Source organism: Rhizobium sp. L43 (assembly GCF_002531725.1).
GTDB lineage: Bacteria > Pseudomonadota > Alphaproteobacteria > Rhizobiales > Rhizobiaceae > Rhizobium.
The window spans coordinates 1-21856 of the sequence record NZ_NWSQ01000023.1 but is presented as its reverse complement, the minus strand read 5'-3'; the positions used below and the strand labels follow the sequence as shown (position 1 = coordinate 21856).

The window sequence follows — 21856 nt, the reverse complement described above, 5'->3', positions numbered from 1 at the left end:
GCCCCTCACCCTAGCCCTCTCCCCGTAAAAACGGGGAGAGGGGACGTGCCATGCGAGACGTGGCGGGGAACGGAGAGGCTGCGGTGTGTACCCTTCTCTCCGTTTACGGGGAGAAGGTGCCGGCAGGCGGATGAGGGGCAGCCACTGCAGCAACGCGTCACGAACCATCTCCAACTTCAGGAGACACCATGAAATCAATCAGTTTCGATAGCACCAATGCGATCTGCGGCGCGCTTTTCGTCGCGACCGGCGCCTTCTTCGCCATCCAGTCGCTGGGGCTCGACCTCGGCACGGCCGTGCGCATGGGACCGGGTTATTTCCCGCTGGTGCTTGCCTGTGTGCTCGTGCTTCTCGGCGCGATCATCTTCATTCAGGCGCTGCGCGTCGAGGGTGAGCCGATCGGCGCCTTGGCCTGGCGCGGCATGCTCTTCATTCTGCCGGCGCCGGTCTTTTTCGGGCTGACGGTACGTGGGCTCGGATTTGCGCCGGCGCTGTTCTTCACAGCCTTCATCGCCTGCTTCGCATCGCAAAAGATGAACGTATTCTCCGCGATCATTCTTTCGCTGCTGCTGACGGTCTTTTCCGTGGCGGTCTTCAGCTACGGGCTCGGCCTGCCGTTCGAGCGCTTCGGCCCTTGGGTCCGGTTCTAGGAGGCGATGATGGATCTTTTCAGCAATCTCGCGCTCGGCTTTGCGACAGCCGGCACCCCGGAAAACCTGCTCTTCTGCCTGATCGGCGTGCTGCTCGGTACATTGATCGGCGTGCTGCCCGGTATTGGCGCCACGGCGACGATCGCCATGCTCTTGCCGATCACCTTCCAGCTCGAACCGGTCTCCTCGCTGATCATGCTCGCCGGCATCTATTACGGCGCGCAGTACGGTGGTTCGACGACGGCGATCCTGATCAACATGCCGGGCGAATCCTCCTCGGCCGTGACCGCGATCGACGGCTACCAGATGGCCCGCAAGGGCCGGGCCGGCGCAGCGCTTGCGATCGCGGCACTGGGGTCGTTCTTTGCCGGCACGGTCTCGACCTTCCTCGTCGCCATCTTCGCGCCGCCGCTGACCGCGATCGCCCTGCAGTTCGGCTCAGCGGAATATTTCTCGCTGATGATCGTCGGTCTGGTCTCTTCGATCGCACTGGCGCACGGCTCCGTCGTCAAGGCCTTGGCGATGGTGGCGCTCGGGCTGCTGCTCGGCCTCGTCGGCACCGACATCTATACCGGCACGCCACGCTTCACGCTCGGCATCCGCGAATATGCCGACGGGCTGAACTTCGTGGCGCTTGCGGTCGGCGTTTTCGGGGTGGCGGAAATCCTGCGTAATCTCGAGGGCGAGTCGACGCGCACCGTGCTGATGGCCAAGGTCTCCGGCCTCTTGCCCTCGCGCCAGGAATTCAAGGAAATGATCGCGCCGGTCATTCGCGGCACGGCAATCGGCTCGGCGCTCGGCATCCTGCCGGGCGGCGGCGCCATCCTTGCCTCCTTCGCCTCTTATACGGTGGAAAAGCGCATGTCGAAGACGCCGCAGGAGTTCGGCAAGGGGGCGGTTGCCGGCGTCGCGGGGCCGGAATCGGCCAACAATGCCGGGGCGCAGACCTCGTTCATTCCGCTCCTGACGCTCGGCATTCCGGCCAATCCGGTCATGGCGCTGATGATCGGCGCGATGATCATCCAGGGCATCGTGCCGGGGCCGAATGTCGCCACCGAGCAGCCGGCGCTGTTCTGGGGCATCATCGCCTCGATGTGGATTGGCAACCTGATGCTCGTCATCCTCAACCTGCCGCTGATCGGGCTCTGGGTGAAGCTGTTGACCGTGCCTTACTACGTGCTCTTCCCGATCATCATGGCCTTCTGCTCGATCGGGGTCTACAGCGTCAACGCCAATGTCTACGACCTCTACGCCGTCGCCTTTTTCGGGCTCATCGGCTATGTGCTGGCCAAGCTCCGCTGCGAGCCGGCGCCGCTGCTGCTCGGCTTCGTGCTCGGGCCGCTGCTCGAGGAAAACCTGCGGCGTGCGATGATCCTGTCGCGCGGCGATCCCACCACCTTCGTCACGCGGCCGATCAGCGCCACGCTTCTGGCCATTGCCGTCGCAGTGCTCATCGTCGTCTTCCTGCCGAGCGTCAAGAAGAAGCGCGAGGAGGTGTTCGTCGAGGAAGCATGAGGGTTGAACTTGCGGCCTGTTTGATGAACAAGGGATGATCTGACGCGGGCGCCGTTCGGGCGCCCGTTTCGCATGAAGGGGATATCCAGGCCCAGGAGCATTGCCCGATGAGCATTCCCACTGGGATCAAGGACGATCTGCCGTTCCTCACCGCTTTGCGCCGCGATCTGCATGCCCATCCCGAACTTGGCTTTGAGGAAGAACGCACCGCCAGCATCGTTGCCGGGCTTCTCGAAGAGGCCGGCATCACAGTGCATCGCGGCCTCGGCGGCACCGGTGTGGTCGGTACGCTGCAGGTCGGCAATGGCGCGCGGAGGATCGGACTCAGGGCCGACATGGATGCGCTCGCCATGCCTGAGATAGCGGAGCGGCCCTATAAATCGACCGTGCCCGGCAAGATGCACGCCTGCGGCCATGACGGCCATACGGCAATGCTCCTCGGCGCCGCCAGGCATCTTGCGGCGACGCGGGGTTTTTCCGGCACGGTGCATTTCATCTTCCAGCCGGCCGAAGAGGGGCGCGGCGGCGCGAAGCGCATGGTCGAGGAGGGGCTGTTCCAGCTTTTCCCCTGCGACGCCGTCTACGGGCTGCACAATATGCCTGGGCTTGCGATCGACGAGATCGCCGTCGTCGAAGGGCCGCAGCTTGCTTCCTCCGATAGCTGGCGCATGACCTTCCGGGGAACCGGCACGCACGGCGCCAAGCCGCATCTCGGTCGCGATCCGATCACGGCCGCCGGCACCTTCCTGTCATCACTGCAGACGATCGTCGGACGCGTGGTCGATCCGCTGCAGCCGGCCGTCGTCAGTACCTGTTTTCTGCAGGCGGGTGATTCCAAGGCCCTGAACGTCATCCCGGATGTCGTGGAGATCGGTGGGACGGCGCGGGCCTATTCACCCGCGGTGCGGGATCAGCTGGAGACCGAGATCGGGCGGTTGGCGCATGGTACTGCTGCTATGTATGGCATCGCCGTGGACTATGCATTCGAGCGACGGATTCCACCTGTCATCAATGACGCGGATGTGACAATGAGGGCGCTTGCAGCGGCCGGCTCGGTCTTCGGCGAAAAGGTGCAGACAAGCTTTCCGCCGTCGACGGCAGGCGATGACTTCGCTTTCTTCGCGCAGAATGCGCCGGGTTGCTACGTCTGGCTCGGCAACGGGCCGGCGGTGGATGGGGCGCTGCATCACAATACGGCTTATGATTTCAACGATGGGGCGCTTGGTTATGGGGCTGCCTATTGGGTAGCGTTGGTGGAGCGGGAGTTGAAAGGGTAAGCTTGGCGTTTGTAGCCCTTCTCATCCCCCTGCCGGCACGTCCGGCACGAAGTCCGTGCGTCCCGACTTACCAAGCCTCCAGCACCGGACTTTCCATCACTCTCCCCGTCACCACATCGGCAATCCCCCGATCCGTCTGGTGCGGGCCGGCATTGCAGGCGAGTGTTGCGCCGAAGCAGGCCTTGAAGACCCGGTAGGGCGGTTTCCAGTCGACGATCTTTTCCATGGTCTTGCGGATGTTGGCGAAGGCAAGGGCGGTGTCCTCAAGCGATGCATCGGTCACCAGGCCGGAGAGCGGCAGCGGCAGCAGCGCCTCGATCGCGCCGTCTCTGGCGATCGCCATGCCGCCGCCGGCTGATATGACGGCATTGGCGGCGAGCGCCATGTCGCGTGCATTGCCGCCGAAGACAGTGAGGTTGTGGCTGTCATGCGAGACGGTGGTGCAGAAGGCGCCGCGCCATTCGCCCCAGCCGGTGAGGAAGCCGATGCGCGGGGTGCCTTCGGCCTTGCCGTGGCGATGGACGACCGCGATCATGGCGCTGCCGGCCGGCGGCATGACGAAGCCGTCCCTGACCTCTGTCTCGGCCTTGCCCCATTGCGTGAAGCGCGGGCAATCGATGGTGGCGACGCGGACGCGTGTGCCTCTCGACGGAATGCGGAAATCATTTTCGCCGAATTGCGGGAGCTTTACCGAATTTTCAAGCGGTGCCGTATCGAGCTGCCTGATGTCGACCTGCATGCCGCCGTTGCGGGCGACGATGCGGCCGCCTGATATGACCAGCCGTGCCCGGAATTCCTCGAGATCCTCGAAGAGCACGATGTCGGCGCGGCGGCCGGCGGCGACGAGGCCGAGATCGGAGCGTTTCAGCCGCGCCGCGGCGTTGAAGGTCGCGGCCCGCAGCGCCCATTCCGGTTTCATCCCGTAGTGCACCAGACGGCGGATAACGTCGTCGAGGCCGCCGCTTTGATAGAGCTCATCGGGAAAGACGTCGTCGGTGCAGAGTGTCACGGTCGGGGGCAGGTGACCGAGACCGTTCAGCACCTCGACGAATTCCTGCAGCAGATGGTCGTGGGAGCCGCGCAGCTCGATCGTCAGGCCGGCGGCAAGCTTAGCGGCGAGGTCGGCGCCTGACGTGAGTTCGTGGTCGGAGGTGACGCCTGATGCCATGAAGGCGTTGAGATCGGCGCCCTCGAGGCCGCGGGCATGGCCGCAGACGAGCTTGCCGGAGGCAAGTCCGGCATTGACGATATCAGTCATGCGCGGATCGCCGTCGATGATGCCGCGCATGTTCATGACTTCGGCAACGCCGCCGACGGCGGAGGAGCGCAGCATCTCGGCAACGATGGCAGCATCGAAATCGGCGCCGGCCAGTTCCAGGCCGGGTGCCGATGGTACGCAGGACGGGGCGAGCAGGATCATGCGCAGCGGCAGCGAACGCGCCGCCTCGATTGCCCAGCGCACGCCGTCGAGGCCATGGACGTTGCCGAATTCATGCGGATCCCAGACGATTGACGTGACGCCGCGCGGCAGTACCGCGCTTGCATATTCGGCCGGTGTCACCATCGAACTTTCGACATGCATGTGGGTGTCGATCAGGCCGGGGGTCAGGATGCCGCCCGCCGCATGGATGATCTCGGCCGCATCCGTGCGGCTTGCCGGGGCATGGACACTCGCGATCAGCGCGCCGACGAGGCCGATATCGGCCTCGCGGATCAGGCCCGTCACCGCGTCGAGCAGCCGGCCGCCGGTAATCAGCACGTCGAAGGGGGCATCGCCGCGCGCGGCGGCAACGGCGCGAGCGCGCAAGGCGGGATCGTTGAGATCGGCGGGTTCCTGGCGAGGGGTGACGGTCATTTGCGAGCCTCGTTGACCAGGGCGGCGAGAATGATCACGCGCGCTCTATCGGCATCGATGTCGGCGGCGAATTGTGCATTGAAACTCGCAGGCGCGGCGCGGGTCTCGACGACGGTGCGGCCACGGGTGAGGGCGCCCTGCAGCTCGACGTCGATGCGGGCGGGGCGGAAGCTGACGATATCGGGAGCGACGAAGGCGACGGCGGCGCAGGGGTCATAGATCGCCATGGCGGGGCGGCCGCGGCTGGTGGCGATGCTTATATAGCCTGAGAACATATCGGCGATCAGCTCGGCATTGGCGCCGCCGGCGTTGCGCACCGGCTCGGCATCCTCGGGCCGCGCCAGCACCTTGCGGCAGAGGTCGAGATCGACCATGCGCAGCGGCAGGCCATGGGCGATGATGATTGCCAATGCCTCGGGATCGGCCAGCGCGTTGAACTCGGCAGAGGCCGTGTGGTTGCCCGATGTGACGCCGCCGCCCATCCAGACGAGTTCGCTGATACGGGCGGCGAGATCGGGACGGGCAAGCGCCACGGCGGCGATATTGGTGAGGGGCCCGAGCGCCAGGATGCGGTGCTGGCCGTCACGCTCCAGCCAGCGGCAAAGCGCCGTGAAGGCATCGGTTTCGGCGAGGGCGAGTGCCTCCGGCAGGCTCTTGCCGATGGTCGGAATGCCGGTTGCGCCGAGGATCGCCTGAGCGGTTTCGAGCTTGCCGAGAACCGGCATGGCGCGGCCGGTGTGGATCGGGAATTTCCAGCTGAACGCACTCGCGGCGCCGGCGGCATTCCTTCTCACCTGCGGCAGTGGCGCATTGCCGAAGACCAGTGATAGGCCGTCGATCTCATATTCCGACTGTGCCACCACCAGAATGGCTGATATGTCGTCGAAGCCCATGTCGGTATCGATCCAGACGCCCATGATTTTACCCGAACCGTTTGAGGTTTGCTGCGCTGGCAACCGGCAGGTCGAAGGCGAGCGCGCTGCCGATCTCGTGCGGCGGCTGGCTTGCGTCGATCTCGGCCTTGATAGGCCCAAGCGGCGTATCGAGGAGATATTCGCGGGTGCTGCCGGCGAAAGAGGTGCCGCGTACGGCGCCCTGGAAGGGGCCGGAACCGAGGTTCACCGCGCGGGGCCGCCAGGCCAAGCCCGCCGATGCTTCCGGCACTGCGCCGAAAAGGGCGACCGGCCCGTTCGGCGTCGCAAGCTTTCCGTCCTTCAGCGCGAAGACATTCTCGAAGCCGACAAAATCGGCGACGAAGGCAGAGGCGGGATTGTTGTAGATCTCTTCCGGCGTGCCGATCTGCTCGATGCCGCCGTTCAGCATGACGACGATGCGGTCGGCGAGCGCCAGGGCTTCGGTCTGATCGTGGGTAACGAAGATCATGGTGACGCCGGTCTCCTTCTGCACACGCTGCAATTCGGCGCGCATTTCGAGGCGAAGCCGGGCATCGAGATTGGAGAGCGGCTCGTCGAGCAGCAGCACCTTCGGCTCCATCACCATCGAGCGGGCAAGCGCCACGCGCTGCTGCTGGCCGCCGGAGAGCTCGGCGGGCTTGCGGCCGGCGAAGGCCGAAAGGCCGACGGATTTGAGGCCGGAACCGACGCGGGCGTTAAGATCCGCACCTGAAATGCGCTTGAGGCGCAGGCCAAAGGCGACGTTCTCATAGACCGTCAGATGCGGGAAGAGGGCGTAGGACTGAAAGACGAGGCCGACGGCGCGTTTGTTGGCAGAGACGCGGGTGATATCGGCGCCGTCGAGGCTGATGCGGCCGGAGGCGGGCGTCAGCAGCCCGGCGATGGCGCGCATCGTCGTCGTCTTGCCGCAGCCGGAGGGACCGAGAAGCGCCACGAGCTCACCCTTACCGATCGTAAGATCGAGATTGCCGACCGCGACCGTATCGCCATAGGCAAGCGTCAGCTTGTCGAGTTGAAGATAGGCATCAGACATAGCGCGAGAATCCCAGGAAGCGTTCGGCGAGGAAGACGATGCCGATCGAGAGAAAGGCGAGAAGGGCGGAGAGCGCCGCGATGGAGGGGTCGTAGGTGGTTTCCATGTAACCCAGCATATCGATCGGCAGTGTGCGGACGCCGGGACCGGAAAGGAAGAGCGAGACTGGCAACTGGTTAAAGCTGGTGACGAAACCGAGGATGAAGGCGGCAAGGATGCCGCCGCGGATATTCGGCATCACCACGCGGAAGAAGGCGCCGAGCCTGGAGGAGCCGAGCAGGACGGCGGCCTCCTCGATATCAGAGCGCAGATTGTCGAGACTTGCGGAGACGACGCGCACGGCATAGGGCAGCACAAGGGCGGTATGCGCGAAGAAAAGCGCGAGCGTGATGTTGAAGCCGAAGGGAACGACGAGATAACGCAGCAGCGCCAGGCCGACGATGATGCCGGGCACGATGATCGGCAGCGAGACGATGGTGCGGACGGTTTCAGCCGAGGGCAGCCGGTAGCGCGACAGGGCGTAGGCGGCCGGGATGCCGAGGACGAGGGCTGCGAGCGTTCCGAAGACGGCGAGGAACATCGACATGGCGAAGCTGTTGCGAAAACTCTCGATGGTGAACACCTTCATCATCCAGCGCAGCGACAGGCCCTGTGGCGGAAACGCCAGCGTCTCTCCGGCCGAGAGCGACGCGGCGATGATGATCAGGAACGGGCCGATCAGGAAGACCAGCAGCAGGAAAAGCACGATAGGCGAAAACAGGCGGAGGGTCATTTGCGGTTCCTCGCCGTCGCAAGGCGTTTCAGCAGGATGTTGGCGGCAAAGCTCATGATGATCAGGATGAGAGCGATGACGCTTGCCGAGATGAAATCATTGGCGACGGAAACCTGCTGGTACATCAGCGTCTCCAGCATCAGCACCTTGGAGCCGCCGAGCACGGCGGGGGTGATATAGGCGGTCAGCGAGCCGGTGAAGACAAGCGTGCCGCCGACGACGAGGCCTTCCCTGGTCAGCGGCAGGATGACTTTCCAGAAGACCTGGAACCAGTTGGCGCCAAGCACGCGAGCCGCCGGAATGGCATCCTTCGGCATGTTTTCCAGCGCGCTGATCAAGGAGAGGATCATCAGCGGCAGGAAGAGCTGCAGGAGGCCGATGAAGACGGCGGTCTCGGTGAACAGCAGCCGCAGCGGCTCGGCGCTGAGGCCGAGGCCCGTGATCGCTTGGTTGACGATGCCGGTGCGGCCGAGAATGACGATCCAGGCATAGGTGCGGGCGACCGGCGAGATCATCAGCGGCAAGGTGACGAGGCCGATCATCCGGCCCTTGCCCTTCGCCGGCAGATTGACGATGGCAAAGGCTGCGGCATAACCGATGACCGCGGAGACGGCGGTGACTTCGAGGCCGAGCCGGAAGGTGCGCAGGAAAACAGTGCGGTTCAGCGTTTCGGAAAAGAAATTGGCATAGGCCGACAGGCTCCAGGCGCCGCCGGCGCGGAAGCCCTCCGACAGCAGGATCGTGACCGGGAGCAGAAAGACCAAGGTCGCAAAGATGGCTGCCGGCAGGGCAAGTGCCAGGGCTTCCGCGCGGTTCTGGAACATGAGGCGCCTTTCAAGCGGACGGGAGAACGGTCCCGGGCAGCGCCGGGACCGGTTTTCACAGGGACCTTACTGGCCGACCTTCTCGTTCCATGCCTTCAGCCAGCCGGCGCGATTGTCGAGGGCGACGGCGGAGGGGATCAGCTTGAGGCTCTTCGCCGTCGCCTCGCCATAGGTGAGATTGCCGGCCGCTGCCTCGGATAGCTTGACCTCACTGTTTGCGGGGCTGTCGATTAGCTTCTCGGCGAGTTTGGTCTGGGTGTCGGTCGAAAGCCAGAAATCCATGAACTGCAAGGCGAGATCCTGGTTCTTGGAGCCTTTGGTCAGCACCAGCACGTTCATGCCACCGGTCTGGCCCTCCTTCGGCGTTGCCCACGCAATGGGGAGGTCGAGCTTGGTGAAACCTGCCCAAGAGAAACGGCCGATCGGCGCTGCCCAGATCTCCTCCTGTTGCATCAGCTGCACGAGCTGCGAGGATTTTTCGTAGAAGGTAACGATTTCGTCCTTCTTCTCGCCCAGCGCCTCGATCGGTCCCTTCAGATCGGGTGTGTCCCTGCCGAGCGCCTGGCCCAGCATGTAGAGCGCCGGCGGCCCCTGATTGGTGGTCACGTTCGGAAAGGCGACGTGGCCGACATAGTCCGGCTTCAAGAGGTCGGCCCAGGAGTCGATCTTCATCTTGTCGGAGCGATAGGCGATGGAGGTGGCGTAGAAGGTATAACCGACGCTCATGCCATCGCGGTTCGGATCCTTGGCGATGTCGTACAGCTTGGCGAAATTGGAAAGTTTCGCGGTATCCACCTTGTCGATCAGCCCGGCGCGGGAGGCGGCCAGCGCATCGGCCATCGAAACGGCGGCAAGATCGACGACGGGATTGGCCTTGTTGGCCTCCATCTTGGCCAGGCGTTCGACGCTGTTGCCGGTCTCGACCACGAGCTTGCAGCCGCATTTGGCTTCGAACGGATCGTAGACCAGCGTCTTGAAATCGTCCTGGGCAAAGGCATAGACGGAAATGGTCAGTGTCCGTTCTGCCGCCGATACGGCAAGCGGTGACAGTGCGGAGAGCGCCACCGCGGCAATGACAGCATTCTTCATCCTACATGTTCTCCATCTCTGAGGTTTTTGGTGCCGGGCCTGCAAGGCCCGGATGATTGGCGGACGATCAGCTGCATGGCGATACGGTCGATCTCCGCGGTAACGAGCATGCCCTCCCGGGTGACGCTTGTTCTTATGGCATCCGCCAGCGCCGACACGGCAATCTCGGCGATCCTATCCATGTCCATGCGGACCGTCGTCAGCGACGGCGTAACGACGGGTGACCAGATGAGATCGTCGAAGCCGGTGACGCTGACATCGGCGGGAATGTTGATGCCGGCCTGCTGCAGTTCCGTCAGCGCGCGCAGGGCCTGGAGGTCGGACAGGGCTGCAAAGGCGGTGAAACCCTGTCTTACCTTCTCAGCGAGGCCGAGCGGGCAGCCGATGCCGCCGTCCCGCTCCAGCTTGTCGATCCACAGCGTTTCCGCATGCATGCCCGGGCGCATGCCGGAGCGGATACCGCCGGCACGGTCGTTCTGAACGTTGGATTCCTGATTGTTGCCGATGATGAGGATGTGGCGATGGCCAAGGCCGGCGAGATGGTCGGCGATTTCGCGGCCGCCTTGCCAATGGTCGGCCGCTACGGTGTTGCCTGGCGTCGAGGCGGTGTCGATGACGGCGACCGGACAGGCGGCGGCAGAAATACGGGTGGCGCGGCGGGGAATGACGACCATGCCGTCGACGCTGCGCTCGACGAGCCGGTTGATCGCCTCGGTCTGGGCGGCGGCATCGCCGCGGGAATCGGCGATCAGTACGCCGTAACCGGCGGCGGAGGCCGCGAATTCGATCGCCTGAGCAATCTTCGGGAACAGCGGATTGGCGATATCGGGCAGCACCAGGCCGAGGACGCCGCTGCGTCCGGTCCTGAGCGCCCGGCCGGCCTGGCTCGGGACATAGCCGAGTTCGGCTGCGTGCTCACGGATTCTTTCGATCAACTGGCCGGAAACCCGGCCCTTGCCGGAAAGCGCATTGGAGACGGTGGCGACAGAGACGCCGAGCGACGTCGCTATCCTGCTGAGGTTTGGTCCCGGGCGCGATTGAGCCATGATCGACGGCGCTCTGATTAATCGTTTAATCAGAGCTTTACCTCAGCTTTTTTCGCTTGTCGAATCCAAATTCATCTTATGCGCAATTATCCGCGAAGCGAATTCGGCAGGCATCAAAAAACCCCGCGAGACGATCGCGGGGTTTCGATTTTCCAATTTTCCAAAAGACCGACTGCCGATCAGCTCTTGGCCGGCTTCGCTGTCGGCACGGGCTTCACCGGTGCGGTGGTTTTGCCGCCGGGCGCATAGCCGCCGCCGACGGCGATGTTCAGCGAGACGTAGTCCTTGGCCATCTGCTGGACGGACTGGGCAAGGCTTGCCTGGGCCAGTGAGACCTGGCGCTGCGCGTCGAGAACGTCGAGCAGCGAAGAGGCGCCGTCCTTGTAGGATGCGGTGGAAAGTTCGAGTGTTTCCTGGGTGGTCTTGACCTGGGCCTGAAGTGCGGCGACCGTGCGGGCGTCGCGCCGGACGGCCGAAAGCGCGTTCTCGACCTGTTCGACCGCGGTCAGCACCGTCGACTTCCAGTTGAGGTAGGCCGTGGCGGCATCGGACTGCGCGGACTTGACATTGGCGCGCAGGCGGCCGCCGTCGAAGATCGGCAGGTTGAGGGTCGGGCCAAACGACCAAGGCGTCAGGCCGCCATGGACACCACGCTGGTTGATGTAGGACGGCGAGATCGAGCCGCTGAGCGAGATGCTCGGATAGAGCTGCGCCTGGGCGACACCGATGTTAGCGGTTGCTGCAGCGAGATCACGTTCCGCCACACGAATGTCGGGACGGTTGCGGATCAGATCCGCCGGGATACCGGAGGTGATGCCGCCGCGGAATACCGGCTGACCAGAGCCCCTCAGCAGTTCATCGACCAAGGCCGAGGCCGGCAGGCCGAGCAGCGTCGCGATATGATGGGCCGATATGCGGATGTTGGTCTCGAGGCCGGGAATTTCGGCAAGCGTCGACTGTACCAGGCCTTCGGCCTGGACGACGTCGAGCCGCGAGGCGGCGCCGGCTTCGAGCTGGAACTTGGTGAGTTCGTAGGTTTCCCGGCGAGACTTCAGGTTGGCATTCGAAAGCGCCAGGCGCTGCTGATAGTAACGAACGTCGATATAGCTCGAGACGAGGTCCTGCACGAGGGTCAGCTTGGCAACGTCAGCCGATGCGTAAGCGGAATCGAGCGAGGCAAGCGCGCTCTCGGTGCTGCGCTTGTAGAGGCCGAAGAGATCGAGCAGCCAGCTCAGCTGGACGTCGCCGGCGCTGGTGTTGCGCGTGTCGAACTGCGTGCGCAGCTCGCCTCTCTGGCCGCTGACCGTGTGCGAGCCGCCGACGGTCAGGTTCGGCAGGGCGCCGGCACCGGCGGTGGTGACGTTGGCGGAGGCCGCATTGATGCGTTCGATCGCCTGCTGAACGGACAGGTTCTGCTCGAGGCCGGCGTTGACGTAGCCGTTCAGCCTCGAATCGTTGAAGGCGGTCCACCATGCGGCGGTCGCAACATCACCATCGCTCTTCGTTCCGCCTTCTCCGAATTTGGCGGGCAGCGGCATTTCAGGAGGAACATGATCCGGGCCAACAACGCAGCCCGACAACAACAACAATAATGCCGGGGTGGCAAAACGAAGAGATACCATTCATTTCTTCCTGTACTCGAGCAAGTCAATTCTTGTCCGAAGCTTCATGCTTCACTAACGCAACCGCGCCTCGTCCTACCAAAAATACACACACCGAAGCAGTCGGGCGCAATGTAGCAATCGGAACAGCATTATCACAGTGCATTTTTATCACACTCCTGCCGCATTTTTGCCCCGTGTGGCAAAGATGCGTCGAATGACGACGAAAAAGGACGGTACGAAGAAAATTCCGAGCATCGTCGCCGCCAGCATGCCGCCGAGAACACCGATACCGATGGCGTTCTGTGCCGCGGAGCCCGCACCTGTGGCGATCGCCAGCGGCACGACGCCGAGGATAAAGGCGAGCGACGTCATGATGATCGGCCGCAGGCGCAATCTTGCCGCCTCCAGCGTCGCTTCGTAGAGCCCCATGCCGCTTTCCATGCGGTCCTTGGCGAATTCGACGATCAGGATCGCGTTCTTCGCCGCCAGCCCGATGGTCGTCAGCAGTCCGACCTTGAAATAGACGTCGTTCGCCTGGCTGAAGAGCGTGGCCGCGATCAGCGCGCCGAGGATGCCGACGGGCACCGCCATGATCACCGAGAAGGGAATCGACCAGCTTTCGTAAAGTGCCGCCAGGCAGAGGAAGACCACGAGAACCGAGATCGCATAGAGCATCGGCGCCTGCGAACCGGAAAGGCGCTCCTGGTAGGAGATACCCTGCCAGGCGACCGTATAACCGCCGCCGAGCTGTTCGGTCAGCGCTTCCATTTCGTTCATCGCATCGCCGGAGGAGACGCCGGGTGCGGAAGCGCCGTCGAGCGGAATGGCGCTGACTGCGTTGAAGCGGGCAAGCGATGGCGCGCCTTTCACCCACTCCGTCTTGGTAAAGGCGGAGAAGGGCACCATTTCACCGGCAGTGTTGCGGGCATACCAATGGTCGAGATCATCCGGCTGCATGCGGAAGGGTGCATCGCCCTGGACATAGACCGGCTTGATCTCGCCGTTCAGCGTGAAGTCGTTGACGTCGCGGCCGGTGAAGATGATCGACAGCATCGAATTGACCGAGGCGATGTCGACGCCCATGGCGCCGATCTTCTCCTGATCGAGCACGATGCGCATCTGCGGCTCAACTTCCTTGTTGCTGCTGCGCAGCGCCACGATCTTGCCCGACGTATTGCCCATCTGGATCAGTCGCTTGGAGGCGGCCGTCAGGGCGTCGTTGCCGTGGCCGCCGGTATCGACGAGATACATGGAGAAGCCGCTCGATACGCCGAGACCCTGGATCGCCGGGGGCAGGAGCGCGAAGACCTGCGCCTCGCGGATGGCAAAGAAGCTGCGCAGCGCGCGGTTGACCACCGACTGGGCGCTCAGCTGCGGATCGGTGCGTTTCGAGAAATCCTTGAGCTTGGTGAAGACGATGGCGCTGTTCTGGCCGGAGCCGTTGAAGCCGAAGCCTAGCGCGCCGAACACCGATTCGACGGCATCCTTCTCATTCTCGCGATAGTATTTTTCGACTTTCTCGACGACCGCCTGGGTCTGCTGCGTGGTCGAGCCCGGCGGCGTGGTGACGATGGTCAGCAGCACGCCCTGATCTTCCTGCGGCAGGAAGGAGCTCGGCAAGCGGGTGAAGAGATAGGCGCAGCCGGCGCCGACCAACAGGAAAACCAGCATGACGCGGATCGGCCGCTTCAAGAGATAACCGATGGCGCTGACATAACCGTTGGTCGAGCGCGTGAAATTGCGATTGAACCAGTCGCCGACGCGATGCTTCCTGTGTTCGCCGACCGGCTTCAGCATCGTGGCGCAAAGTGCGGGCGTCAGGACAAGGGCGACGAGCGCAGACAGCAGCATGGCGGAGACGATGGTGATCGAGAACTGACGATAGATGATCCCGGTCGAACCACCGAAGAAGGCCATCGGGATAAAGACGGCGGTCAAGACGAGTGCGATGCCGACAATGGCGCCGGTGATCTCGCCCATCGATTTTTCCGTCGCCTCGAGCGGCGAAAGCTTCTCTTCGGACATGATGCGTTCGACGTTTTCGACGACGACGATGGCGTCGTCGACGAGAAGGCCGATCGCCAGCACCATGGCAAACATCGTCAAGGTATTGATCGAGTAGCCGGTGACAGCCAGCACCCCGAAGGTGCCGAGCAGCACCACGGGAACGGCAATCGTCGGGATCAGCGTTGCTCGCAGGTTCTGCAGGAAGACGAGCAGCACGACAAAGACGAGCACGATCGCTTCGATCAGCGTATGCACGACCTTTTCGATCGACAATTCCACGAAAGGCGTCGTGTCGTAGGGATAGGTGATCTCGACGCCCGCCGGCAGGGTGCGGCCGATGACCGCGAGGGCGGAGCGGACGCGGGCTGCGGTATCGATGGCGTTGGCGCCGATCGCGAGATTGACGGCAAAACCGGTCGACGGCTGGCCGTTATACCGCGAACCGCCGCCGTAGCTTTCCTGGCCGATCTCGATGCGCGAGACGTCGCTCAAGCGCACCGTCGCGCCGTCCTTTTCAACCTTCAAGATGATGTGCTCGAAATCGGCGACGGTGGTCAGCTGGCTTTGGGCGGTGATGGTGACGTTGATCTGCTGGCCGGGAATGGCCGGCTGGGCGCCGAGCGAACCGACGGAGACCTGGGTGTTCTGCGCCTGGATGGCCGACGTGACGTCGCTCGGCGTCAATTGGTATTTCAAGAGCTTGAACGGATCGAGCCAGACGCGCATGGCGTAACCCGAACCGAAGACGTTGATGCTGCCCACACCTTCCAGGCGCTGGATCTGATCCTCGATCGAGGTCGACATGATGTTGCCGAGGTCGACCGAGTTGCGCTTGCCGTCGGTCGAAACGAGCGAGCCGACGAGAAGAATGCTCGACGTCGAGCGGGTGACGCTGATGCCGGCATCGATGACGTCGCCCGGGAGCTGCGACTGAACCAGCTGCAGCTTGTTCTGCACCTGCACCTGGGCGATGTCGGGGTCGACGCTCGTTCCGAAGGTCAGTGAAATGCTGGCCGAGCCGGTCGACGAGGTCGAGGTCATGTAGGTCAGATCATCGAGGCCGGTCATGCCGTCCTCGATGATCGTCGTCACCGATTTCTCGACAGTCTCGGCGCTCGCGCCCCGGTAGGTGGCGTTGATGCGGACCGTCGTCGGGGCGATGTCGGGATATTGCGAGATCGACAGCGTGAAGATCGCCAGCAGGCCGGCGAGCATGATGGTGATCGCAATGACCCAGGCGAAAATCGGACGTCGGATGAAAAACTTGGCCATCGGTTGTTCCTGTGCGGCTGAGACGGTGACGATGGGGCCGGCTGCGATTATTTCGCTGCGGGCTTCTGCGTATCACCGGCCGCGGGCTGCTCGGCAGGCACGACCACGCCGTTGTCGTTGATCTTCATCGGGACGGGTTTCACCGGCATGCCTGCGGTGATCGACTGCAGGCCGCTGACGATTAGCTGATCGCCGTCCTTGATGCCTTCGGTCACGAGCCAGGAATTGTTGGAGGGTGAGCTGTTCTCGAAGGCGCGGGTTTCGACCTTGCCGTCGGCGGAAATGAACTGTGCCGTCAGCCGGCCATTGGCATCACGGCTCGTCGCCAGCTGCGGCAGCGCATAACCGGCCTCGGCGCCGAGCACGACGGTTGCCCGGACATACATGCCGGGCAGGACGATGCGATCGGGATTGGGAAAGAGCACGCGGATGATGAAAGTGCCTGTGGTCTCGCTGACCACCTGCTTCGACATGTCGAGCTTGCCCTGCTGGTTATATTCCTTGCCGTCTTCGAGGATCAGGTGGAAAGCGACGTTGTCTGCGCCCTTGATGTCGCCGGCGGCCATCGCATCGCGCAGCTTCAAAAGGTTGGTGCTCGATTCCGTCAGCGAGATATAGATCGGATCGAGCTGGCGGATCGTCGTCAGCGCCGTCGTCTGATTGGCCGAGATGACGTTGCCGACATTATAGGCCGTCTGGTCGATGACGCCGTCGAAGGGGGCGACGATCCTGGTGTGGTCGAGATCGATCTGCGCGGCGGAAAGTGCTGCCTTCGTCGACTCGACTTCGGCCTTGGCCTGGAGCAGCGTCGTCTTGGCTGTTTCGAATTCGATCTGGGTGGCGCCGCTGCCGACGAGGCGCTGGTAGCGGTCGAGATTGCTTTCGGCGCTCGGCACGCTGGCTTGCGCCTTGGAGATTGCCGCCTTGGCCTGCTCGACGGCGGCGATATAGGGGGCATCTTCGATCTGGTAGAGAAGGTCGCCCTTCTTGATCTCTCCGCCTTCCTTAAAGGCGATCTCGCGGATGAGGCCGCTCACCTGCGGGCGGATATCGGCCGTCTGGAATGTCTCGGCGCGGCCGGGAAGGATCGTCGTGATCGGGAACGTGCCCTTCATCATCGTGACCGCGCCGACGGCGGCGGCCTGCTGTGCGGCACCTGCGCCTGCATTGCCGGCGGGCTTGCCGGCATCGTCGCTGCAGCCGGCGAGCAGGGTGCCGAACGCCAGGGCCGAGGAGAGGAGGAGGGCGCGCCGTATCATTCTGAATTCCCTGTGCGGTGGCAATGGCCGTTCAATCCACGGGCTCGGCCACGGGCTCAGCTTGACCGAGCGCAGGCTGCTATAAGCGTCAGGATTGGTTTGGCTTCAAATGCCATTATCCGAATTTAACAAAGGCTTTACGAAGTGACGTAAGTCAGCAATCGTCACTTAGCAAGCGTTATTTTGCAATGCGGCATCGACGAAGCCGACGATGTCCTCGGCACGGTGGACGAGAGTTTCCTTGTCGTCGCGGGCAATGAGGATCGGGTGCAATACGCAGGCCAGCACGTCTGCGACGGTGCGTGCCGCACTCTCGGGATCGCGGCACTGATAGCGTCCCTCCGCTATGCCCTCGCGGATGATCTCGCCGAGCTTCTGTTCTATCCGGGCCCGATAACGGTTGCCGGCGTCGAGTTTGGCCTCGATCGTCGAAAGCACCATTTCGAAGATGTAAGGGTTCTTCTGGATGTCCTGCAGATGGCCTTCCAGGAGGCGCAGGACGAAACGGAGCAGTTGCTCCTTGGGCGGCAGGTCCTGCTCGAAGGCGGCGAAACGCTCGGTGGCATTGTCTAGATGGCGTCCGGCGATCGCGTCGATCAGCGCGACCTTGGAATGGAAATGCTTGAAGACATTGGCGGGCGACATGTGCAGGGCGCCTGATATATCGGCGATCGACACCGCGAGATAGCCACGCTCGCGAAACAGCATCTCCGCCATGGAGAGAATGTCCTCCCGCGTTTCCTCGGCCTTGCGTCTCGGCCTTTTTATCATCCGTCCCCCGCCGGGCCGGGCCCGGTACCCTTTTTAATGCTAGCGCTATTGGGAGAAAAACCGCAAGCCGATGCTTGGCCTGTCGGCTATGCCCCTCGTCTTTTCAGGGGAAATAGGGGGCGAGGTTGTTTCGCACACGGGCAAGCGCCGTCTCGTCGCTATCGTCGGGGACAAAACGCTCACCGGTAATCGCCTCGTAAGCCTTGATATAGACGGCCGAGGTCTGCTCAATCAGTTCGACGGGGATTTCGGGAATCTCGTCCTTATAGGGATCGCAGCGCTCGGCCACCCAGGCACGGACGAAATCCTTGTCGAAACTATCAGGGCGTTTTCCGGCGGCGAAGCTTGCCGGATAGCTTTCGGCAAGCCAGTAGCGGCTGCTGTCGGGCGTGTGGATCTCGTCGGCGAGGATGATATTGCCATCGCCATCGGTGCCGAATTCATATTTTGTGTCGACAAGGATCAGGCCGCGTTTGGCCGCCATCTCCTGGCCGCGGGCAAAGAGGGCGAGCGCGTATCGCGACAACGTCTCCCATTGCTCTTTGGTCAGAAGGCCGCGCGTGATGATTTCGTCCGGCGTCAGCGGTTCGTCATGGCCGCCGTCGAATTCCTTGCTGGTCGGGGTGATGACGGGTGCGGGCAGGATCTGGTTGTCGCGCATGCCGTCGGGCAGGCGCATGCCATACATCTCGCGCTCACCCTTCTTGTAAAGCGTCAGGATCGAGGTCCCGGTGGTGCCGGCGAGATAACCGCGCACGACGATTTCGACCGGCAGGATGTCGAGCCGCTTGCCGATGACGACATTCGCATCCGGATAATTGAGAACGTGGTTGGGGCAGATATCCCTAGTCGCCTCGAACCAGTAGCGCGCCGTCTGCGTCAGCACCTGGCCCTTATAGGGAATGCAGCTGAGGATGCGGTCGAAAGCGCTCAGCCGGTCGGTGCTGATGATAATCCGGCGTCCGTCCGGAAGGTCATAATTCTCGCGCACCTTGCCGCGATAATAATTCGGCAGTTCCGGGAAATGGGCTTCGGAGAGGATTCGCACGGCGCTCGACTGTCCTTGTGATTGGGTGAAGGCTTCCTGTCGTTTCATTGCCGGGAAGTCAAGGTGGCCCCAAGTATCGCATCACAGAGTATCGCATCACAGCCAGAACAGAGCCAGGAGAAACAAAGCGAGGCCGTAACTTGGTGTTCATCGATCAGGCCGCTGGGGCCTGCCAGCGGCCTGCGGCGTTCCGCTCCAGAAGGGGCGTTGCGAAGACGCCGACGGTGCGCGCGGTCCATTGCGGGCCGGCGGCCGTCAGGCTTTCGCGCCAGCGCTCCGATTGCAGCATGGCGGCGCCGATGACGACCGGTTCGATACCGCAGGCCGTCAGCAGATCAAGAGCCGCGACGATCGAGGCGCCGCTGGAAATGACATCGTCGATCAAGGCGACGCGCCGTCCGCTCAGCAGCGGCAGCATGCGCGGATCGATATAGAGGCGCTTTTGTTGCGTCGGCGTGGTGATCGAAGACAGGGCAACGGAGAGCTCGTCGCGGTACCAAAATTTACGTGAGGTGCCGAGCGGAACGTACCTGTTATGACCGAGCTTCTGCGCCACGGCGGCGGCAAGCGTCAGGCCGAGCGTCGGCAGGCCGGCGAAGACATCGATGCCCCTAGGCCTGATCTTTTCGGCGAGGCTTTCGGCGAGCGTATCGAGCACGGCGAAGCTTGCCTGGTTGACGATCAGCGAGGCGAGGGCGTGATTGCCGTCCGCCAACACGCGGATCGGCAGGCGAAGCTGGCGGCCATCTTCCAGTGCGGCGACATAGAAGGCGGCAAACTCGCCATCGCCGGCAAAGGTGTCCGGCGGATCAAACTCCTGCCAGAAATCGTGCGGCGCCATGCCAGTCACATCAGTCAACTGCGTCTTGCCTTTTCGATGCCGGTTTTCCGCCGCAGCGACTGCAATTCCGCCGCAGTCAGCGCGCGCACGGCGCCCTTCGGTAGTTCGCCGAGTTCGAGCTCGCCGATTGCGACGCGCACAAGGCGCAGGCATTCCGTCCCGAGCGTTTCTAGCATGCGGCGGATCTGGCGGTTGCGGCCCTCGTCGAGTTCGACCTCGATCCATGAGTTCCTGTCGCCCTGGCGCAGGCGCCGCGCGGCGGTTGCCGTCAGCAACTCGCCGTCGTGGCGAATGCCCGATGTCATTGCGGCCATCGCCTCGTCATCCATGATGCGGTCGATCTGAACATGATAGGTCTTCGTCACATGCGTGATCGGATCGAGCAGGATCTGGGCAAATTCGGTGTCGTTGGTGAAAAGCAGCAGGCCCTCGCTCGCCTTGTCGAGCCGGCCGACGGGGGAGAGATGCGGGATGTCGAAATCCCTGAGGCAATCATAGACCGTCGGCCTGCCTTCGGGATCATGGCGGGTGGTGACCAGTCCGCGCGGCTTGTTGAGCATCAGGTAGATTTTCGCCTCGGCAGCGATAACCAGGCCGTCGACGCTGATCCTTGCCGTTGCAAGATCGACCCATGCGGAAATATCCGTGACGGCCCGGCCGTCGACAGCGACGCGGTTTTCGGCAATCAGGCGTTCGGCCTGCGTGCGGGAGCAATAACCGAGCTTGGAAAGGGCGCGGGGGAGGGTAACCCGCTTGCCGGCAGCGTCATCGGCAAGCTTTGTCCGCTCGCGCGTCTTGTGCGGTGGGCGCCGCTCCCTCATCTGCCGTCCTTGTCCTGCTTTTGATGCCGTCTCTTGGCATGAACGGCGGAAGGATGCCAGCAAGACGAATAAAAAACGAGAGGAATATCAGGCGCCGCAAAAGACACTCAGCGCTTCCGGATAAAGGGCCGCCAGGACTTGATGGGGTCGGCTGCCTCAGCGGCAGACCATGAATCCGGCCAGCTCCTTGCGGCTGATGACGATACCGGCGGCGGCCTTGACCGGATCCGGATGCGTATAAGAAAGGCTTGGCATTTCCGGCAAGTCGAGTGCCTGGCGCATATTCATGATGCCGACCGCATGGCGGCCGTTGGCGCCGTCGACGCTGACTTCGATGATGCAGTTGGCCCTCTTGTTTTCCATCGTAGTCCTCCCTTCGTTTTTTATGTTCCCACAGCTCGCATTAAAAATTGGTTTTTGTAAGACATAAGCGTTTACGCACCCGGCCGAAAAACGGATCGGCGGGTGCGTAAAAATTGGTTTATGCGTGAATCCGGCGGGCTCAGCGCCACCATTGGCGAGGTTGCGGCTGGTGACTGCCGGAAAGCAGATATCCGGCGAGGAATCCAATGGCGCCTGCCAGTACCAGCGCAGTCGTCGTTGCGGCCGGGTGCTCTCGGGCGGCGTCGGCGGCAGCGACGCCTTCGGCCCTAATCTGGGCGACGGCGTTCTTTGCCCGGGGCAGGGCTTCGTCATAAGCCTTGCCGGCGCGACCGCGCACTTCGTAATAGGCCTCGGCCCCTTGAGCGGAAATCATCTTCTGCAGCCGTGAGACTTCCTGTTGAAGTGCGGCGATGTCTTTGCTGACAGATGCTCTGATATCATCGGTGTTGGCAGCCATGTCGGTCTCCTTCCTTCAATGGGAAAGACAACACCCAAGACCGAGATTGGTTCCGAAATGTCAGCCGCGGATATGTGACGGAAATTTGAAGCTGGCGGCTAGAGGCAGTTTAATCTTCTATTAACCATAAATCCGCTCAAGCCGCTGTTTTCTCGTTATCTTTCCGCAGCAGGAAGCGGCTTTCCGATGGATTTTTGACCAAGTGATAAAGGAATTTTCCGGAATCCGCGCGGAAAAGGTGCCCTGTGGATAATAGCGACCGGCAAAAAAACCTGCCGAATCAACCTGTTACAAAATTGTCAAAAAACTTTTGTTTGGTGTGTTGACTTGGAAAAGGGGATAGTTCTATAAGCCCACTCACTGAACGAGGGCGGCGGCGCTGCTGGCGACGAAGTCTTTCGTTCTAGAGAAACTCAA

The 21856-nt window shown here is 62.7% G+C and carries 18 protein-coding genes and 1 pseudogene; 3 read left to right on the top strand and 16 right to left on the bottom strand.

The annotated features are described in order from the left end of the window. The first annotated feature begins 188 nt into the window (after window positions 1–188). The 3 genes from CO667_RS25940 (at window position 189) to CO667_RS25930 (ending at window position 3442) form a co-directional block, all read left to right on the top strand. Window positions 189–650, top strand: a complete 462-nt coding sequence (locus tag CO667_RS25940; protein ID WP_097621156.1) for a tripartite tricarboxylate transporter TctB family protein — start codon at window positions 189–191, stop codon at window positions 648–650. Window positions 651–659: 9 nt separating this feature from the next. Continuing rightward, a complete protein-coding gene (locus CO667_RS25935) occupies window positions 660–2165 on the top strand; it encodes a tripartite tricarboxylate transporter permease (RefSeq protein ID WP_097621155.1) in 1506 nt (501 codons plus the stop codon). Window positions 2166–2272: 107 nt separating this feature from the next. Further along, complete coding sequence (locus CO667_RS25930; protein ID WP_097621154.1) at window positions 2273–3442, top strand: M20 aminoacylase family protein; 1170 nt, start codon at window positions 2273–2275, stop codon at window positions 3440–3442. Window positions 3443–3509: 67 nt separating this feature from the next. Here the strand turns inward: CO667_RS25930 and CO667_RS25925 are convergent, their stop codons facing one another. From CO667_RS25925 to CO667_RS25850, 16 genes and pseudogenes are all read right to left on the bottom strand, one after another. After that, on the bottom strand, window positions 3510–5297 hold the full coding sequence (locus CO667_RS25925; protein ID WP_097621153.1) for an adenine deaminase C-terminal domain-containing protein: 1788 nt from the start codon (window positions 5295–5297) through the stop codon (window positions 3510–3512). Then, the gene (locus CO667_RS25920) at window positions 5294–6214 is read right to left on the bottom strand and encodes a nucleoside hydrolase (protein ID WP_097621152.1); all 921 of its coding nucleotides are present in this window, start codon (window positions 6212–6214) and stop codon (window positions 5294–5296) included. The genes CO667_RS25925 and CO667_RS25920 overlap by 4 nt, the downstream gene beginning before the upstream one ends. A gap of 4 nt (window positions 6215–6218) precedes the next feature. Continuing rightward, the gene (locus CO667_RS25915) at window positions 6219–7244 is read right to left on the bottom strand and encodes an ABC transporter ATP-binding protein (RefSeq protein ID WP_097621151.1); all 1026 of its coding nucleotides are present in this window, start codon (window positions 7242–7244) and stop codon (window positions 6219–6221) included. Beyond that, window positions 7237–8016, bottom strand: coding sequence for an ABC transporter permease (locus tag CO667_RS25910; protein WP_097621150.1), 780 nt, complete (start codon window positions 8014–8016; stop codon window positions 7237–7239). Before CO667_RS25910 ends, CO667_RS25915 begins: the two co-directional genes overlap by 8 nt. After that, the gene (locus CO667_RS25905; RefSeq protein WP_097621149.1) at window positions 8013–8840 is read right to left on the bottom strand and encodes an ABC transporter permease; all 828 of its coding nucleotides are present in this window, start codon (window positions 8838–8840) and stop codon (window positions 8013–8015) included. The genes CO667_RS25910 and CO667_RS25905 overlap by 4 nt, the downstream gene beginning before the upstream one ends. Before the next feature lie 66 nt (window positions 8841–8906). Further along, window positions 8907–9929 (bottom strand): ABC transporter substrate-binding protein, encoded by a 1023-nt coding sequence (locus CO667_RS25900; protein ID WP_097621148.1) that lies wholly within the window; start codon window positions 9927–9929, stop codon window positions 8907–8909. A gap of 1 nt (window position 9930) precedes the next feature. Further along, window positions 9931–10975, bottom strand: a pseudogene (locus CO667_RS25895) (LacI family DNA-binding transcriptional regulator). A 179-nt stretch (window positions 10976–11154) separates the two neighbouring features. Then, window positions 11155–12597, bottom strand: a complete 1443-nt coding sequence (locus CO667_RS25890; protein WP_097621147.1) for an efflux transporter outer membrane subunit — start codon at window positions 12595–12597, stop codon at window positions 11155–11157. A 150-nt stretch (window positions 12598–12747) separates the two neighbouring features. Continuing rightward, on the bottom strand, window positions 12748–15858 hold the full coding sequence (locus tag CO667_RS25885) for an efflux RND transporter permease subunit (RefSeq protein WP_097621146.1): 3111 nt from the start codon (window positions 15856–15858) through the stop codon (window positions 12748–12750). A gap of 47 nt (window positions 15859–15905) precedes the next feature. After that, on the bottom strand, window positions 15906–17117 hold the full coding sequence (locus CO667_RS25880; RefSeq protein ID WP_097621145.1) for an efflux RND transporter periplasmic adaptor subunit: 1212 nt from the start codon (window positions 17115–17117) through the stop codon (window positions 15906–15908). Between the two features lie 168 nt (window positions 17118–17285). Next, window positions 17286–17888, bottom strand: coding sequence for a TetR family transcriptional regulator (locus CO667_RS25875; RefSeq protein ID WP_097621144.1), 603 nt, complete (start codon window positions 17886–17888; stop codon window positions 17286–17288). Window positions 17889–17991: 103 nt separating this feature from the next. Beyond that, window positions 17992–18936 (bottom strand): phosphoribosylaminoimidazolesuccinocarboxamide synthase, encoded by a 945-nt coding sequence (locus tag CO667_RS25870; protein ID WP_097621143.1) that lies wholly within the window; start codon window positions 18934–18936, stop codon window positions 17992–17994. Window positions 18937–19090: 154 nt separating this feature from the next. Further along, complete coding sequence (locus tag CO667_RS25865) at window positions 19091–19777, bottom strand: phosphoribosyltransferase (protein WP_097621142.1); 687 nt, start codon at window positions 19775–19777, stop codon at window positions 19091–19093. 14 nt (window positions 19778–19791) lie between these two features. Next, a complete protein-coding gene (locus CO667_RS25860; RefSeq protein WP_097621141.1) occupies window positions 19792–20598 on the bottom strand; it encodes a pseudouridine synthase in 807 nt (268 codons plus the stop codon). A gap of 156 nt (window positions 20599–20754) precedes the next feature. Beyond that, window positions 20755–20961 (bottom strand): hypothetical protein, encoded by a 207-nt coding sequence (locus CO667_RS25855; RefSeq protein ID WP_097621140.1) that lies wholly within the window; start codon window positions 20959–20961, stop codon window positions 20755–20757. A gap of 139 nt (window positions 20962–21100) precedes the next feature. Next, window positions 21101–21439, bottom strand: coding sequence for a hypothetical protein (locus tag CO667_RS25850; RefSeq protein WP_097621139.1), 339 nt, complete (start codon window positions 21437–21439; stop codon window positions 21101–21103). Between the last annotated feature and the right edge of the window lie 417 nt (window positions 21440–21856).